This is a genomic window from Flavobacteriales bacterium (assembly GCA_016700415.1).
Classification (GTDB): domain Bacteria; phylum Bacteroidota; class Bacteroidia; order Flavobacteriales_F; family PHOS-HE28; genus PHOS-HE28.
The window spans coordinates 1,994,758-2,010,962 of the sequence record CP065018.1; the positions used below are offsets into that span (position 1 = coordinate 1,994,758).

Consider the following 16,205-nt stretch of genomic DNA (forward strand, 5'->3'; position numbering starts at 1 on the left):
GCACATGCGCGCCCGGTACGGCTTTTCAACTGTAGCGATGCTCTGCATCCTGGGCCAGGTCACGGCCCAGGATCCGCATTTCACACAGTTCTATGCCGCACCCACTTACCTGAGCCCGGCCTTCGCGGGCACCACGATACAGAACCGCTTCGCGCTCCAGTTCCGCGACCAATGGCCGTCCATACCCGGCGCCTTCGTGAGCTACAACTTGGCCGCAGATCAGTATTTGGCCAACCTCAATAGCGGCATCGGCATCATCGCCACGCGCGACCAGGCCGGCAGCGGGGCCTTGAGCTCCACGAGCTTCGCGCTCCAATATGCCTATGAGATACGCCTGAAACACAAAGTATTCCTGCGGCCTGCACTACAGCTTGGCTACGCCAGCCGTTCGGTGGACTATTCCAAGCTCGTGTTCAACGACCAGCTCGCGCGCGGAGGGGAGGTCGCGACCTATGAATACTACGATGGACGCAAGAAGGGGTACTCCGACATCGGCTCCGGCCTGTTGTTCTTCACACCGAAAATGTGGTTCGGCGTGTCGCTCCAGCACATGAACCAGCCCAACCAATCCCTATTGGAAAGCGAGGCTGTGCTGCCCCGTCAGCTGAACATGCACGGTGGTTATCGTTTTAAGCTGCGTTCGGGCGGCATGGTGCGGAAAGATCCACAGTCCATCGTTGCCGCGTTCAACTATCGGGCACAAGGAAAGTTCGACCAGCTGGACATCGGTGCCTACTACGAACGCGATCCCATCTTCGCCGGTCTTTGGTACCGCGGCCTGCCCGTGAAATCCTACAAAGCCGGCTATGCGAACAACGATGCCATCGCCGTGCTCGTCGGGTTCAAGGTGGGCGATTGGCGCTTTGGCTACAGCTATGACATCACCATTTCCCGCCTCGCGTTGAACAGTGGCGGAGCCCACGAGATCACGACCATCTTCGAGCTGGCGGACAAGCGTAAGAAGCGCTCGATGGCCCGCAGGCGTGTGGTGCCCTGTGCGAAGTTTTGAAGTTGCACTTCACACCTCGTTAATGAGGATCGAAGCATTGAAGAACGCCGCTCCTCTATAACCAACACTTTTTCAACTTTCCTTCAGCCGCACCACATACTCCGCATTCAGCACATCATGCATAGCCCAGAATGCCGGTGCCGTCCGTCCGTTCAAATGCTCCACCAAGATGTCGAGATGCGAATGCCAACCGCCTGAAACACCAAGCAGGTCCTTGCGATCCGGGAGGCGATGATGCGTGAGTATCAGCAGCACATCCTTGCCCATTTCCGATAGCTCAAAAACCACCTCCGACATGGCTTCCGCTCGCGCACCCCATGAGAAACCCAGTAAGTTGGGCGGCTCGCAGCGTGTGATCTTGGCCACCATTTTGTGGCCTTGGGCATACTTCTCCGGCGTTTCGCTGGGGGCTGCATCCAAAGTGCTGTGCAGCCAGAACAGTTCCGTCTTGCCGCCGACGTGCAGGTCCATGGCCCCGCTGGCCAACCATTTGCTGCGCTTCTCCGATTCGGTCAGGTAGGCCCAAACGCGCTCGATCGGGCCGGGCAGCAGACGTTCGAAGCGGATGGTATTCGGTGCTGTGATCTTTCCGTAGGTATCCATGTGTTCGAGTGTTGTTTTTTGGTTGATCATTTCGTGTTCTCATCTTCTTCGTGGAGCAGGCGCTCCAAGGCGTCCAATCGCGATCCCCAGAAAGCGCGCGTATCGTCCATCCATTTCGCGGCCGCGTCCAAGGGTTGCGCCCGGTAGCTGAGGAAGTGCTCACGCCCCACTTTGCGTCGCTTCACCAGCTTGGCTCGTTCCAGCACGAGGATGTGCTTGCTCACCGCGTTCAGCGACATCTTGAACGGCAGTGCTACTTCCGTTACGCGAGCTTCCCCTTTGGATAGCCGCTGCAGGATCGCCCGGCGCGTGGGGTCGGCCAGCGCGAGAAGTGTTCGGTCAAGTGTTTGAGGCGCGGCCATCATTTCAGTTTACTCTTCTTGCTTTTCGACGCATCCGGCTGTCCTTTCCCCGTGGATATCAACTTCCTAAGGCTCGAACCAATGTAGTAGTCCCAACCCTTCGAGCAGTCATCTATACATTCCAATCCGGCAAGGCCCACGTGCGTCATGGTCATTCGGGTGCCTGCCTTGGTGGGTGCGATCTCGAAGACGATATCGGTGCCTTCCCATTCCGCAGTGTCTTTCACGAAGTTCAAATAGCACTTGGTAACATGCCAGACGGCCCGCTTCCCTGGTTTCGCTTCCGCGATGCGTTGTGTGGTCCTGTGGATGTCACCGAAGGTGACAGTGAAAACATCATCGACAGCCGTCGACTTCCCTTCAGTGTTCTCGGTCCACCATTCCGTAACACGTGTTATGGCGTCGTAGACGTCATGTGGCGTGGCCTTCACGGTAAAGGTGCTGATGTAGTCCTTCTGTTCCATTCGTTGATCATTCAGGGTACAAATATATTCAACCTTTTGGTTGAATGTAATATCACGACAAAAAAGATGAAGTCGAATTCCCTCCCCGACCCGGCTGTTCCCTTACTTGAACTCGTCGCTTCCCGGGTCGTTGTCCGTGTGGCTGAAACCATGTACAGCATCGCCACTGCAACCACCCGGTTCTCCGCGAATGATGACGGATGCAGAGATAGGACCATTCAGCGTTATCCTTGTGATATGGTCCGCTGTGCTTTGATCCATCGTGCTCGTCGGCTCGTGCTCTGCTTGACGGTCGCATTTGCGAGTGCCTTGACGCAGCCAGTCCACGCACAGGTCGAGGACAGTGTGATCGCGCACGTCAGATCACTTATGGCCGACAGGGCTTATGCCAGCGCATACCACCTGCTCGAGAAGCACGACCCGGATCATGTCAGCGCAACTGCGGCCGTTTTAAGAACGGATATCGTGTTGCAGGGCTTCACCAAGAGCATCGGCCACCAGGTATTCGGGCTTAAAGACCTCGGACCTGACGAGGACTTGATCGACTTGCGGAACAGTGACGGGACCTTTGACATGGTGAGTTGGCCTGCCAATGAAGAGCTGACCGAATTGCTGAGAATACATTCGGAAGATACCGGGCTCCACAGGGCATTGGCCGATTTCCTCTTCGATGCGGGATCGAAGTACGGTGACAATTGGGTGATGCCGGGCGACAGCATATATGCCTTGGTCGCGGAGCATTACCGATCCGTGAACGACCACGGCGCCGGGGATGCGGCGAGCTGGTACCGACAAGGATTCGCATGGTTGATGCTCGACCGGTCCGATAGCGCGGTGGGGCCACTGACAACAGCCGTTCGACTGGATCCGGGCAACGCGGAAGGACACTACAACCTCGCGTATGCCAGCATGCAACTGGACCAACGCGATAGGGCCCTTCGTGAAGCGCAGGCCGCCTATGAGATCTATACCGATGGATCGGCACGATCTGATGCTGCTCGGTTAACGGGGATCATGTATGAAGAGAAGGAGCTTTTGGACAGCGCGCGCTACTGGTTGGACCTTGCCGATAAAAACGAACCTGATAACTATTACACCTTACGCGCTTTGTTGAACAATGCCATCCAGGCGCATCGGGACAGCGAAGCATCGATCCGTCAGCAATTCTTCTCCATTGCCCCCGAGAACACCTCAACATATGAGGTCTTGGACAAGCTCTACACTACCAACGACTCCACATTGATCGCCTTCTATCGTCCCTGTATCGATGCTGCGGACAACTCACCACTGGCGACTGCGAACCTCCACTTCTTTCTAGGGCGCATGCTATTGGACTCGGACAAGGCTGCCGCAAAAAAGGAACTTGTGGCAGCACGCGCACAATTCGCCGAACTTCTACCTGAAGACCACGAGGTTTTCGATGTGATCGATACGCTATTGTCGCGGTAGCACCAGTGCTTGGCTAGCCTCGTCCAATGTGGAACAAGAGCGACCGGATCATTCACCAGTTCCAACAGCATCTGGTCGGAGACGTGAGTGAAATGTCGGGCGTACTCCTCGCGGGTCATGGTGCCGAAAGTATAGGGGGCCCTTTAATCACCAACCAAGCAACGCCAACAATTTGAACACGTAGCCGCCTGTGGCGACCAAGGTCAACGCCCATGTGGCGGACATCACCAAAAGAACTCCTTGAAGAAACAAACGGCTGTCCGCGGACCAGAACGGAAGCATCAACAGCAAACCGACCAAGACCACGACGTATGGGAAAGGACGGTATTTATCATCCTCGCGCTCCACTTCCATCCAACTGTATAAAGTGCCATGTTTCCGGTAGTTAAGCACGGAACCCAAGATGGGCGTTACGTGCAGATCAAAACTGTCCAAGAGCGCGAACCGTTCGGTCGTGCGCTGCGTCCAGATGTAACTTCCGTCCTCCATGATCACAGCGGACCAGGAAAGCTCGGTGCCTCCCCGCTCCCTGAACCCGTGCTCTTTCACGACTCGGACCGGACTGGTGACGTTGCGAGCGGGCAGCCGTGCTTCTGCAATAGCGAACAAACCTGCAGCGATCAGCAACAGGTTGATTTTGAAAAAGAGATATTGATCTGCTGACTGCTTGACCGGCCTCATCCCAGAGCTAACAACGGTAGTTCCTGTCGAATTCGCATGAACGACCTGAATGGAACAGTGGACCGTTCTACAAACACATCCAACGGATCATCCCTGGATCGCCATCGTAATGGGATCAGCCTTAGTACCCTCCTCCTCCACCTTGCCCGCGCTCGATCGGATGCCAGGTGGTCTTCACCTCCTGCGTGTCGAGGATCATGTAGGGCGCGCGGCTTTCCTCCTGCATCCAGTCCTTCAGCTTTGGCACCACCAAACGCTTCATGTTCGTGGCGGCTTCGGTATCCAACATCTGCTTCTCCTCCTTCGTGGGGTCCGCACATACCACGGCATTGATGTCCATGTGCGTCACCAGCGGCTTGAGCAGTTCGCTGCGTAGGCCGGTGATGAGATTCACCACGCCGCCGGGGAGATCGCTGGTGGCCAGCACTTCCGCGAAGGTGACGGCGGGTAACGGATGCTCTTCGCTGGCCACTACCACCGCGGTGTTGCCGCCTGCGATGATCGGTGCCACGGTGCTCACCAAGCCGATGAGGCCGGAAGTTCCCGGCGCCATCAGGCCCACCACGCCGGTGGGCTCGTACACGCTGAAGTTAAAGTGCGAGCTGTTGGTGGGGTTCACACTGCTGAAGATCGCCTGATACTTGTCGCACCAGCCGGCGTAGTAGATCCAGCAATCGATGGCGGCGCTCACTTCGGCTTCTGCTTGCTTCTTCGTGGCACCTTGCAACATCAGTTCATGCACGAACTGTGCGCTGCGGCCTTCAAGCATTTCGCCGATGCGGTAGAGGATCTGCCCTCTGTTGAACGCACTCCGGTTGGACCAATCACCCATGGCTTTCCGCGCCGCGACGACGCTTTCACGGATGTCTTTGCGACTTCCCCGGCAGATGTTCGCCAACGGCTTGCCGTCAGCGCCTTTGGGCTGGTAATAGCGACCGCTCTCGGTGCGCGGGAACTTGCCGCCGATGAAGATCTTGTAGGTCTTCATAACGGGCAAACGCTCCGTTTTGGTGGCGCTGCCGTTGGTGGCGTGGCCGTTTAGGGAAGGCTTTTCAACCTTGGCTGAGGTGGAGGAAGGCTTGGTCGCGGTCTTGGCCATGGAAAATGGGGTTCGTACGCGAAGTTACGGCAGTGAGGGGAAGTGTTTAATTGTGGCGCATCCGCCATAGTTGGGATGTGATGCACAGAACCCTACCAAACTCAACGGCACAAGCAGGGGCGCGTTCGCTAGAGTAAAGCTGTTCCGAAAATCCATTACCGTTCGAAAATCCTCCTCTCACTTCAAATGATCGAGGTTCCGGATCAAGATGCTCCCGCGCTCCATGTGGACCAAGTCCTGCTTTTGCAGGTCACTGAGCACGGTGGTCACCGTTTGACGCGACGTGGCCGTGAGGTCCGCGATGTCCTGGTGGGTCAGAGAATGGTCGAGCTGCACCTCGTCGCCGACCTTGCGGCCGTGCGCCGTTGCCATGTTGCGCAACAAGGCGATGATGCGCGAGCGTGAATCTTTGAAGACCAGGTTCTCCAACCGTCTTTCCAGACCGATCATGCGTTGGCCGATGAGGCGGGTGAAGGCCATGTGAAGGCGCGGGTCGCGGCCCAGCATCAACTGCGCATCGGCCAAGTCCATGGAGCAGATGACCACATCATCGTCCAACGCAACGGCGCGGTCATGGCGCTTTTCCTCACCCGCGATCGCCAACTCGCCGAAGACCTCACCGGGGAACAGCACCGCCTTCACGATCTCCTTTCCTTCCTCGCTGGTGGTTGCGATCTTCACGCGGCCCTTTTTCAGGAAGTAGATCGCGTTGCTGGGCTGATCGGCGAAGAAGATCTGCTGGTCCTTCACGGCACCGGTCATCCGCGTCCGTTCCATCACGCGGTGCATTTCCTCCATGGACATGCCCTGCAGGATGTTCATCTGTTCCAGGTACCAGAGCTTGGTTTCAGCGGCCGCCATGTGTGTGTGTTGATCGGTGAAGTTCGTCAAAACAGAAAGAGCCCTTATCGGACCCTTCCTGTTCATGTAGATCATCACTGGTCACTCTTTCATTTCCATGGACCCTTTGCACGTGGCATCGCAGACATGGCCTTGCTCGCCGTGCGCGTAAACGTGTTCACCATTCTTGCAGGCGGCGGTGCATACATGTTCTTTCAGCATGGCGTCGCCCTCATGCATTTTCATGCATTCGGCGGAACAAGCGTGGCCCTTCTCGCCATGGGCATACACATGGTTACCGTCCTTGCAGGCATCGGTACACACATGGTCCTTCAGCAATGCTTGCTCCATGGCAGGCTTCATTTCCGTTGTGGATGTGTTCTGGGCAGTGGCGTTGCCGAGGCAGAGCGCAGTGATCGAGATCATTAGCAGGGTTCTCATGTTCTGTGTTGTTGTGTTCAGTTCCTCAATTGAAGGAATGTTGAAGGACCGGCTTTACCAGCAGGGCCACCACGATGCCGAACACCACGTGGCCAATAATGCTGCCCACCATCATCATCACCATGCTGCCTTCCATTGGTGGCATTCCGCCCATCATTGCACCCATCACCGCCATCATTATTTGGGCGAAAACGAAGACGGCCATACCGAACACCGCACCGCGCATTACCGGACTGGCGATGCCTTTCACAAGGTTCTGGAAGAACAGGGCATAGGCCATAGCGAAGACGATCCCGATCATAAAGTGCATCATCCAGCCTACGATAGTGGGCACGCCCATCATCATGGAAAGCATGGCGGGCGGGCTCATTTTCGGGAAGCCCATCATCGGGGCCACCCTGGTTACGAGTGTCATTGCTCCAGTACCGGCGAGCCGGCGAGAAGCGCTTGTTGGATCTTGGCTTTCATTTTTTGTTTGTGTTGGTTTTCGATGCAAAGCACCGGAGATCCAAGAAGCGCGTGTGTCCGTTGCCGGACATGGATGCGGATTTGTGTGCGGATGATACCACGTGGGTATGCGCGCTGGGCCAATGCTTATCGGAACGATGGACAACGGGCTCGAGCATCAGCGTGGTGGGTAATACCATTTGGAAATTTCTTGAGGGTGATCTTCCGATCACGCTAACGCCATTAGGAGTTCCCTGTAAGCCCGTCAAGTACGAAGTCTACATACGCGTCCAGCTCGACAAGCAATTGCTCGCCAGCTCCTTTGGAGCGCGGTTCACGAATTATGCAGACAGTAGCGACGAAGTGATCGCTATCCGCTTATCTTGGCGTGATCGAACGAGAAACCATGGCACGACACGTTACCGGAATAGGCGGATTCTTCTTCCGCGCAGACGACCACAAGGCACTCGCCAGCTGGTACAACAAACACTTCGGCATCAACGACGAAGCGAACGGCTGGATCTGGCAACAGGATGCCGGACCCACGGTGTTCTCGCCCTTCAAGCGGGATACCGACTATTTCGGAAACGACAAGCAGCAGTTCATGCTGAACCTACGCGTGCAGGACATGGATGGCCTGGTCAAGAAACTCGAGGCCGACGGCGTGCGCATCGACCCCAAGCGCATGGACGCGGACTACGGCCGCTTCGCGTGGGTGTATGATCCGGAAGGGAACAAGATCGAGTTGTGGGAGCCGAAGTGATCTCAGTTGGCAGGGGCACGTTGATCGAATTCCGGGATGGTCCGGATCTCCAAAGCTCATTGAGCAAGTCTTCCACCGGACGGCCTTTGAGCTTACCGGCCTTCACCAGCTTCATCTGTTCCACCGCCTCGCGCACACTATCACGCACTTCGTTCTTCTCGTTGCTGACCTCGGAACTCTTCACGAAAGGCAGGCTACGCAACAGTTCCATCAGGAACTCAGCCTTACTGTCCTTTACTTCGATGACGAGTTTCATAGTGCTTCAAAGATAAGATGCTTTACGGCACGAACCTATACGCTTAAGCCAAGGCGCGTGCCATCTCACGCACCTCCTCCCAAGTGTAGCTCTTGCCTTCGCCGCGCTTGTATTCCTCGTAGCGCTCCTGCACAATGTTGTACTGCTCGTCGGTGAGGCCGTCCTCTTCCACATGCGCTTCCTTCTTGAACAGCGATGCGATCTTCTTCAAGAGACCTTCATCCTGCGTGCGCAGCAAGCGCTCGACCAATTGAAGCTTGAGGGATCCGGTGGACATGGTGTTAACTGTTCAGCGAAGTTAGGGAAGAGCGGTGGGAAGGGCACGAGCAGGGACGCTCGCGCCAGATTGAGGGATGTAGTGCCGATAGACGCTGGCGAAGGGCATGCGGAAGACCCGAGTGTTCTCCATGGTATCGGATATTGAACGCCACTAGAAAGACATTCATGCAATCGTGTAAGCTTCCCCGGCACGAGCGCAGACGCTCGCGCCAGAGTGGGGCCGCCTCAGAAAACGGACCTATTCCGCATCCGATCAAACAACCACCCCCAAAGTTGAGCGGTAATAAGGAGACTGGGTATGATGAAAACGAAACTAAAGTCGGTACTCAGCTCAACCATGTCCTTTGAAACGAACCAGTCATGCAGGGCAGAACCGAGGAAGGCTTGCATGAGCGCGACGGAGATGATGAAAGTAATTCGGAACGCTAGATCGTGACGACTTGAATACTTCCGGATCGCCATGAGGAAGGAAGCAACGACCAAGACAAGACCGATGACATTCCCTTCCATGCCAAGACCTGTAGCGCTCAGATTGAGTCCGGCAAAATTCAGGGCGAACAAAGAACGAGGCATGGCACAGCGAAAGATCCTACCCCAATACTTTGCAATACCACGGCTCTGGTCCATCACAGTTCTCCAAAATCAACTTGCCGCATTTCGCATGAGGGATAGAAGCGGCTAGTCCACAGGCAGGCACGAGCTCGGATGCTCGCGCCAATGTGAGGGAAGGGTAAGTTCTGATGCACGTTAAATCAGCCTTCTCCGAAGAAGTCGCTGTCGATGCGCTTTACGGTATAGCTACGTTCCGGTGTAACGCCCAGATCATGGTCGATCATCAGTTGGGTCAATTCCTCTCCATCAATCAAGACGATCTTGGTCTCGTTACGCGGCACATATTCACGTGCTTCCTTGCTGAAAGATGAGGTGGTGATGAAGATTCCCTTCTTAGCTCCTTGACCTGCCAAAGCACCGACGAATTTCTGGATTTCCGGACGACCGACCGTGTTGCCAGTCTGCCATTTCTTGGCTTGGATGTATATGATGTCGAGGCCGAGCCGGTCCTCCTTGATCGTACCGTCAATCCCCTCGTCGCCTCCCTTGGCCAATGCACGGCCCGCGTCTTTCACCGACCCACCGTAGCCCATTTTCACTAGCAACTGCACCACAAGGCGCTCGAAATCCATCCATGACAGTGCGTGTACTTTGGAGAGCAGTTCATCGGCAAGTGTTGCGGTGATCTGCTCGTAGGCATCGTCCAGGATCTCCTCAGGGGTTTGAGTGCTTGTGTCAGTAGAGGATCCCGTTTCCTTTAGCGGGGTCTGATGCTTGACGTCTGGAATTCGACAAACTCCGGAAAGCGTTTCAAGTAGTTTATCGAAATATGGTCTATCCCGCTATGGAGAACCTCACGTCCTCGGTCGCTTATGTTCACTGTGGCGCGCTCTGGAGAGTTCAGAAGGTAGGCTTTGCGTAGATACGTGCTTGCCCCGATCACGCGGTTGTAGAACCGGGCTTGCCGCCCGCTAGGAAGTAATTCATTGCGTTCCTCTTCGCTAAGATTGAAATGGTCGCCTAATGCGGGTACGAGGTCTTTCAGCTTATGATCCTGGTGGTCGTCAACCTGACGGAGTAACGGGACCATAATGCTTTGAAAATCGGGAACGGCCATATGTTGAAGCTTAGGTAGGGCTGAAAGGTCGGTGTTGTTGGGTGAACCCGCGTGAGGGATAGAAGCGGAAAGCCCACAGGCGGCTGAGGTACGAAGCCGCCGAGGACTTGCAGCGGATAGCCCGACGGCGCTGCATTTGAGCGCCGGCACGCCCACACCTCGATTTCGCTCGGCGTTCGACGTGCAGGCATTCGACGTGCAACGTCAATTCAAATTCAAGTACGTCCCCAACCCATGCACACCACCTTCTCTTCCATACCCACTTTCCTTATACCCACCGAACGGTGAAGTCGGATCGAACTTGTTGAAGGTGTTGGCCCAGATGACGCCGGCGCGGAGCTTGGTGGTCATGTTGAAGATCTTGCTGCCTTTGTCCGTCCACACGCCGGCGCTGAGGCCGTAGGGGGTGTTGTTGGCCTTTTGCAGCACTTCGTCCATGGTGCGGAAGGTTTGCACAGCGAGGACGGGGCCGAAGATCTCTTCCTGTGAGATGCGCGCGCTTTGGGCTACGTTGGTGAAGAGCGTGGGGCGGCACCAGAAGCCTTTGCCGGGCAGGTCGCAGGTGGGCTGGTACATGTCGCTGCCTTCTTCTTGGCCGATCTTGATGTACTTGTTGATGGTGCCGAGCTGCTCTTTGCTGTTGATGGCGCCGATGTCGGTGTTCTTGTCCAGCGGGTCGCCCACAACGAGGCTCTTCATGCGGTGCTTGAGCTTGCGCACCACTTCGTCGTACACGGCTTCTTCCACGTAGAGGCGGCTGCTACGCAGCAGCACGTGGCCTTGGTTGAAGTAGATGCCGTTGACGATGCCTTCCACGGCCTGGTCGATGGTGGCGTCGGCGAAGATGATGTTGGCTGCTTTTCCGCCGAGCTCGAGCGTGAGCTTTTTGCCGCTGCCGGCGGTGCTGCGCTGGATGAGCTTGCCCACGTTGGTGCTGCCGGTGAAGGCGACCTTGTTGACATCGGGATGGTTCACCACCGCAGCGCCCGTGGCCCCCGCGCCGGTGACGATGTTGACGACGCCTTCGGGGAGATCGGCCTCTTGGATGATCTCGGCGAGTGTGAGCGCGGTGAGCGGTGTGGTCTCGGCGGGCTTCAGCACCACGGTGTTGCCGCAGGCCAACGCTGGCGCGAGTTTCCACGAGGCCATCAGGAGCGGGAAGTTCCACGGGATCACCTGGCCGGCCACGCCGAGCGGGCTGGTCTGCTTACCGGGGAAGGCGTAAGGAATTTTGTCGGCCCAGCCGGCGTAGTAGAAGAAGTGCGCGGCGGCGAGCGGGATGTCGATGTCGCGGCTTTCGCGGATGGCCTTGCCGCCGTCCATGGTCTCGATGACGGCGAGTTCGCGGGCCTTTTCCTGCATCAGCCGCGCGATGCGGAAGATGTACTTGGCGCGTTCGCTGGCGGGCATTTTGCCCCATGGCCCTTCGAAGGCTTTGCGGGCGGCCTTCACGGCAGAGTCCACATCGGCGGCGTTGGCCTCGGCGATGCGCGCGAGTTTCTGCTCGGTGGCCGGGTTGATGGTGTCGAAGTATTTGCCGCTCTTGGGCTTCACCCACTTGCCGCCGATGAAGAGTTCGTACTGCTCCTTCAGTTTGAAGTGGTCCTTGCTTTCAGGAGCGGGGGCGAGTGCCCAATCGATGGTTTTCTTCTTTGCCATGGGTTTCAAAAGTAGTTCTTGCTCACGGCAGCATGAGCACGGTAGCTTCCTGGTCGTCCAGGAATTCGGTGATACGATCAACGTATTGAAGCACGAGCAAGTTCACGAATGCCGTTGTTCGATTACCGACCCGCAGCCAGATCACCTTGGGCGGTGCACCTTGCATGAAACTTCGCTGCTCAAAATCCGAATCCTTGGTGATGATGGCAAAGCCGTTCACCTTGGCATGCTCCCAGATAACGAGATCATCGGTATTCCCAAGCCCGATGTCATAGACGTGCGACGTACCGGGAAAGACAGTCTGCCATGCCACCGCAAGACCGGGCGACAAATTCTCGTCGATCAACAATTTCACAAGGAAGGAGGAATAGTGCGCAACATGCGTTCACGATCGGCGGCGAAGGACAAACAGGCGCGGATATCTTCTTCGGTGATGTATGGGAAGTCCTTCAACACTTCCGCATGTGACATGCCCGAGGCCAAGTACTCCAACACATCCGTAACGGTCATCCGTGTGCCCTTGATGCAGGGTTTCCCGCTTCGCCGATCAGGATTGATGGTAATACGGTCGCGGTAGTCCATCTCAGTTGGTTTCATCATGCACGAGCTTTCAAGGCATACACCGCCCGTAACTGGATCTTTTTCAAGTGGGGGTAGCTCTCCAAGATCATCGTTTCCGTCCAACCGTTCTCCATTAGTTCGAGCACCAACTCCACGGAAATCCGTGTTCCCTTGATCACGGGCTTTCCGCGAAGAACAGTTTTATCGCTGGTGATATAAGGCTGCCGATCCATTTAACAAAGCTAATGAAGTTCACGGTCGCCCGCTCACGACCCACATTCAATGGTGGAGAAAGTCCATGCTCTACAACGCCCCAACATCGATCTTGAACAACTCCGCCGCGTTCTTCCACAGGATCATCTCCTTGCGGTCTTCCGGCAGGTCCAGCTGCTTGATGAAGTTGAGGTAGGAACCCATGTTGGAGATGGGCCAGTCCGTGCCGTAAAGCAAGTAGCGCGGGTTGCCTGCATAGGTGATCATCTCCTCCAGTTCCTTCTTCATGAACTTCTCGAACTTGTCGCTGAAGTCACCGAGCACGAGGCCGGAGAAATCGGCGTAGACGTTGTTGTTCTTGTACACCACTTCCATGCAGTCCTTGATCCAGGGGTTGCCCACGTGGCAGATCACGATCTTCATGTCGGGATGATCCACGGCTACATCGTCGATGTGGAGCGGGTGCGAATACTTCACCCTCCCCGTGGGTGCATAGGTATCGCCGGAATGGAACATGACCGGTACGTCGAATTCGGTGGCCATCTCGTAGATGACGCGCATACGTGTGTCACTCGGGTAAAAGGGCTCGTACCCCGGATAGAGCTTGAGGCCCTTGATGAGGCCCGCACGGAGGTAGTCACCGATCTCGCGCAGGTCGTTGTGGTCGTAGTGCAGGTAGCTGATGCCCGCCACCACGCCAAGGTTCTTCCGGTCTTTGATGGCCTCCACGACCTTCTTCGTGCTGGGGCGGTGCTCGTTCACTTTGTACGAGGTAAGCACCAAGGAATAGCCCACCTTGTTCTCGGCCATGGCGGCGACAAGGCGGTCCAGGCATTCTTCCAAGGAGGCCACGCGGTCCTCGTGGTAATTGTTGATGTGGGTGTGTACGTCGATGATCATGGGTTGCTCAGCGGGCATCGGCCTTGGTAGTGCGCGGGATGCCTTCCGGGCAAAGGAACGCAGGGGGGAATTAGTTCCCTCAAAGTCTTCCGGGTATTCGTCCCGGAACGATCCATCGCGTCCATCCGCTGCCTACCTTATAGCGGCGCGATCGACAAGTTCACCGTCGATCGCGCTCATCCATGAGCGACCAACGCACCATCGTCCACCTCGACCTCGACAGCTTTTTCGTGAGCGTGGAGCGGCTGAAGAACCCGCAGCTGGTGGGCAAGCCCGTACTGGTGGGCTCCGACAGCGACCGCGGCGTGGTGGCCTCGTGCAGCTATGAGGCGCGGCGCTTCGGCGTGCGCAGCGCCATGCCTATGCGCACGGCCAAGCAACTCTGTCCGGAGGCCATCATCCTGCGCGGCGACAGCGGTGCGTACATGCGGAAGAGCGACGAGGTCACCGAGATCATCCGCGAGCGCGTGCCGCTTTTCGAGAAGACCAGTGTGGATGAATTCTACGTGGACCTCACCGGCACCGAGCGCTTCTTCGGCGCGCTGAAACTCGCCAGCGAACTCAGGCAATACATCGCCAAGGAGACCGGCCTGCCCAACAGCTTCGGGCTGAGCGTGAACAAGACGGTGAGCAAGGTGGCCACCAACACCGCCAAGCCCAACGGCCAGCGCGAGGTGGAACGCGGCACCGAAAAGCCCTTCCTCGCGCCGATGCCGATCGAGAGCATCCCCGGCGTGGGCGGCAAGACGGCGCACCTGCTGCGCAGCATGGGCGTGGCGCGCATCCACACCATGCAGGAGCTGCCGATCGACCTGATGCAACGCCTGCTGGGCGAGCACGGGCCGGTGCTGTGGCGCAAAGCGAACGGCATCGACGATAGCCCGGTGACCGCTTGGCACGAGCGCAAAAGCATCAGCACCGAACGCACCTTCGAGCGCGACACCATCGACATGGTGAAGCTGCGCGGACTGCTCACCGCCATGGCGGAAAGTCTCGCCTTCCAGCTGCGCAAGGGCGACAAGCTCACCAGCTGCATCGCCGTGAAGATCCGCTACGCCGACATGAACACGCACTCGCGCCAGCTCCGCATCGGCTACACCGCGTGCGACCACATCATCCTGCCCACGGTCCACGAGCTCTTCCGCACGCTGTACGACCGTCGCCAACGCATCCGCTTGGTAGGCGTGCGCTTCAGCCACCTCGTCGGCGGCGGCCACCAGATGGACGCCTTCACCGACACGCAAGAGGCCATGAGCCTCTACCAAGCCATGGACAAAGTGCGCAAGCGCTTCGGCGACCGCATGGTGATGCGTGCCGCCGGCATGGCCGCCAAAAGCATTGGAAGAATGGACAATCCGTTTGATGGGCAGGCCCCGGTGCTGCTGGCGAACCGGCGGACGTAGGGGCGATGCATGCATCGCCCCTACGTTCACGTCCACCTTACCTTGTTCTCCGATCCACCACCCCATGGAAAAGCAAAGCGCCATCAAAGTCTTCGAGGAAAAACAAGTGCGTACCGTTTGGGATGCCGACCAAGAAAAGTGGTTCTTCTCCATTATCGATGTGATCGCGGCATTGACCGGCAGCCCGCGGCCAAGAAAGTATTGGAATGCCTTGAAAACCAAGCTACAAGAGGAAGGCAGTGAACTGTCCCATATTTTGGGACAGTTGAAATTGCCAGCGGAGGACGGCAAGATGCGCATGACCGATGTCGCCGACACTGAACAGCTCTTCCGTCCCGCTCGCCTTTTCGTCTTCGCAGCCTTTGCCATTTCCACAATGGGCAGTTTCGCCCAAACCAAGGAAACCGTCCCGTTCACCGATCTCTTCACCATCCGTGTCGACACCGCCGGAGGAGAAGCCTACCTCAACGTGGGGCCCGACAGCATACCGGGCAACTCCCAGCTCAACGCGCGTTGCACAGCACTGTGGCATTATCACTCGTACCTCTTCGATAATTACGCCAAGGTGTATGATGAGGACCAACAACTACTGGCGCTCCTCCCCGACACCGTGGCCATGCGGACCAAATTCCACACCTTACTCGATGCGGACACGGCCTTCCAGCATCTCTACATGCGTTCGATCGATCACGTCACCGTAGCTCCCTTACCCTTGGACAGCGCAATGTGGATCGCATCGCATTTCTTCTATCTCCACCGAGTGAATGGAAGACCCTCCGTACAAATCTGCACTGGTGTCAATAAGGTCAAGGAAATGTCCGAAGATCCGGACCAGCCACAGTATGCGGCCTTCTGCTACATGGTGATCCGAGGAATGGAAGACCCCTACGCTCTGCTCAGTCAAGTCATTGAACCATACAGAGCCGAACTGAAGGATAACCCTTCGGATGAGCGGTTGAGCGAACTGGAAAATACCGTGTACGATGCAATTACAAGATCACCGGAGCTTCGCAAAGCAGTGCTCGACACATACGCGCAGAAAGCCGAATACCTGAATTTCAAGTTGCAGCAGTGAGCGTATGGGCGATGCATGCATCGCCCATACGC

The 16,205-nt window shown here is 56.8% G+C and carries 20 protein-coding genes and 1 pseudogene; 5 read left to right on the forward strand and 16 right to left on the reverse strand.

The window, feature by feature from the left end; translation table 11 throughout:
• The first annotated feature begins 4 nt into the window (after positions 1 to 4).
• Positions 5 to 1,009 carry a type IX secretion system membrane protein PorP/SprF gene (locus IPP95_08365; GenBank protein ID QQS71216.1) on the forward strand — a complete coding sequence of 335 codons (1,005 nt, stop codon included), beginning with the start codon at positions 5 to 7 and terminating at the stop codon, positions 1,007 to 1,009.
• 72 nt (positions 1,010 to 1,081) lie between these two features.
• On the opposite strand, the gene IPP95_08370 is transcribed toward IPP95_08365, so the two are convergent.
• Genes IPP95_08370 through IPP95_08380 form a run of 3 tightly spaced genes read right to left on the reverse strand, consistent with a single transcriptional unit; the run spans position 1,082 to position 2,438 of the window.
• Complete coding sequence (locus IPP95_08370) at positions 1,082 to 1,612, reverse strand: SRPBCC family protein (GenBank protein ID QQS71217.1); 531 nt, start codon at positions 1,610 to 1,612, stop codon at positions 1,082 to 1,084.
• 26 nt (positions 1,613 to 1,638) lie between these two features.
• On the reverse strand, positions 1,639 to 1,977 hold the full coding sequence (locus IPP95_08375) for a winged helix-turn-helix transcriptional regulator (GenBank protein ID QQS71218.1): 339 nt from the start codon (positions 1,975 to 1,977) through the stop codon (positions 1,639 to 1,641).
• Positions 1,974 to 2,438 (reverse strand): SRPBCC domain-containing protein, encoded by a 465-nt coding sequence (locus IPP95_08380; protein ID QQS71219.1) that lies wholly within the window; start codon positions 2,436 to 2,438, stop codon positions 1,974 to 1,976. Before IPP95_08380 ends, IPP95_08375 begins: the two co-directional genes overlap by 4 nt.
• Positions 2,439 to 2,747: 309 nt before the next feature.
• On the opposite strand from IPP95_08380, the gene IPP95_08385 reads away from it, so the two are divergent.
• On the forward strand, positions 2,748 to 3,887 hold the full coding sequence (locus IPP95_08385; GenBank protein ID QQS71220.1) for a hypothetical protein: 1,140 nt from the start codon (positions 2,748 to 2,750) through the stop codon (positions 3,885 to 3,887).
• Positions 3,888 to 4,034: 147 nt separating this feature from the next.
• Here the strand turns inward: IPP95_08385 and IPP95_08390 are convergent, their stop codons facing one another.
• The 5 genes from IPP95_08390 to IPP95_08410 all read right to left on the reverse strand — a co-directional run bounded on the left by IPP95_08390 (position 4,035) and on the right by IPP95_08410 (position 7,363).
• Positions 4,035 to 4,436, reverse strand: a complete 402-nt coding sequence (locus tag IPP95_08390) for a hypothetical protein (protein QQS71221.1) — start codon at positions 4,434 to 4,436, stop codon at positions 4,035 to 4,037.
• A 253-nt stretch (positions 4,437 to 4,689) separates the two neighbouring features.
• Positions 4,690 to 5,667 (reverse strand): aldehyde dehydrogenase family protein, encoded by a 978-nt coding sequence (locus IPP95_08395; GenBank protein QQS71222.1) that lies wholly within the window; start codon positions 5,665 to 5,667, stop codon positions 4,690 to 4,692.
• Positions 5,668 to 5,844: 177 nt separating this feature from the next.
• A complete protein-coding gene (locus tag IPP95_08400; protein QQS71223.1) occupies positions 5,845 to 6,528 on the reverse strand; it encodes a Crp/Fnr family transcriptional regulator in 684 nt (227 codons plus the stop codon).
• 81 nt (positions 6,529 to 6,609) lie between these two features.
• A complete protein-coding gene (locus IPP95_08405) occupies positions 6,610 to 6,948 on the reverse strand; it encodes a hypothetical protein (GenBank protein QQS71224.1) in 339 nt (112 codons plus the stop codon).
• 25 nt (positions 6,949 to 6,973) lie between these two features.
• Positions 6,974 to 7,363 (reverse strand): hypothetical protein, encoded by a 390-nt coding sequence (locus IPP95_08410; protein ID QQS71225.1) that lies wholly within the window; start codon positions 7,361 to 7,363, stop codon positions 6,974 to 6,976.
• A 438-nt stretch (positions 7,364 to 7,801) separates the two neighbouring features.
• Between IPP95_08410 and IPP95_08415 the strand changes: the two genes are divergently transcribed.
• Positions 7,802 to 8,158, forward strand: coding sequence for a VOC family protein (locus IPP95_08415; protein QQS71226.1), 357 nt, complete (start codon positions 7,802 to 7,804; stop codon positions 8,156 to 8,158).
• 299 nt (positions 8,159 to 8,457) lie between these two features.
• Here IPP95_08415 and IPP95_08420 read toward each other — a convergent pair whose 3' ends face one another.
• From IPP95_08420 to IPP95_08455, 8 genes and pseudogenes are all read right to left on the reverse strand, one after another.
• Complete coding sequence (locus IPP95_08420) at positions 8,458 to 8,691, reverse strand: hypothetical protein (protein QQS71227.1); 234 nt, start codon at positions 8,689 to 8,691, stop codon at positions 8,458 to 8,460.
• 227 nt (positions 8,692 to 8,918) lie between these two features.
• Positions 8,919 to 9,320 carry a hypothetical protein gene (locus IPP95_08425; GenBank protein ID QQS71228.1) on the reverse strand — a complete coding sequence of 134 codons (402 nt, stop codon included), beginning with the start codon at positions 9,318 to 9,320 and terminating at the stop codon, positions 8,919 to 8,921.
• Positions 9,321 to 9,445: 125 nt separating this feature from the next.
• Positions 9,446 to 10,362, reverse strand: a pseudogene (locus tag IPP95_08430) (restriction endonuclease).
• A 204-nt stretch (positions 10,363 to 10,566) separates the two neighbouring features.
• A complete protein-coding gene (locus IPP95_08435; GenBank protein ID QQS71229.1) occupies positions 10,567 to 12,021 on the reverse strand; it encodes an aldehyde dehydrogenase family protein in 1,455 nt (484 codons plus the stop codon).
• A gap of 22 nt (positions 12,022 to 12,043) precedes the next feature.
• A complete protein-coding gene (locus IPP95_08440; GenBank protein ID QQS71230.1) occupies positions 12,044 to 12,376 on the reverse strand; it encodes a DUF5615 family PIN-like protein in 333 nt (110 codons plus the stop codon).
• Positions 12,373 to 12,603, reverse strand: coding sequence for a DUF433 domain-containing protein (locus tag IPP95_08445; GenBank protein ID QQS74227.1), 231 nt, complete (start codon positions 12,601 to 12,603; stop codon positions 12,373 to 12,375). Before IPP95_08445 ends, IPP95_08440 begins: the two co-directional genes overlap by 4 nt.
• 14 nt (positions 12,604 to 12,617) lie before the next feature.
• Positions 12,618 to 12,815, reverse strand: coding sequence for a DUF433 domain-containing protein (locus IPP95_08450; GenBank protein ID QQS71231.1), 198 nt, complete (start codon positions 12,813 to 12,815; stop codon positions 12,618 to 12,620).
• A gap of 70 nt (positions 12,816 to 12,885) precedes the next feature.
• Entirely contained in the window at positions 12,886 to 13,695 is an 810-nt protein-coding gene (locus tag IPP95_08455) for an amidohydrolase (protein QQS74228.1), read from the reverse strand.
• Positions 13,696 to 13,877: 182 nt separating this feature from the next.
• Between IPP95_08455 and dinB the strand changes: the two genes are divergently transcribed.
• Together dinB and IPP95_08465 are read left to right on the forward strand one after the other, a co-directional pair.
• Positions 13,878 to 15,098, forward strand: coding sequence for a DNA polymerase IV (gene dinB / locus IPP95_08460; GenBank protein ID QQS71232.1), 1,221 nt, complete (start codon positions 13,878 to 13,880; stop codon positions 15,096 to 15,098).
• A 64-nt stretch (positions 15,099 to 15,162) separates the two neighbouring features.
• Positions 15,163 to 16,173 (forward strand): hypothetical protein, encoded by a 1,011-nt coding sequence (locus IPP95_08465; GenBank protein ID QQS71233.1) that lies wholly within the window; start codon positions 15,163 to 15,165, stop codon positions 16,171 to 16,173.
• The last annotated feature ends 32 nt before the right edge of the window (positions 16,174 to 16,205 follow it).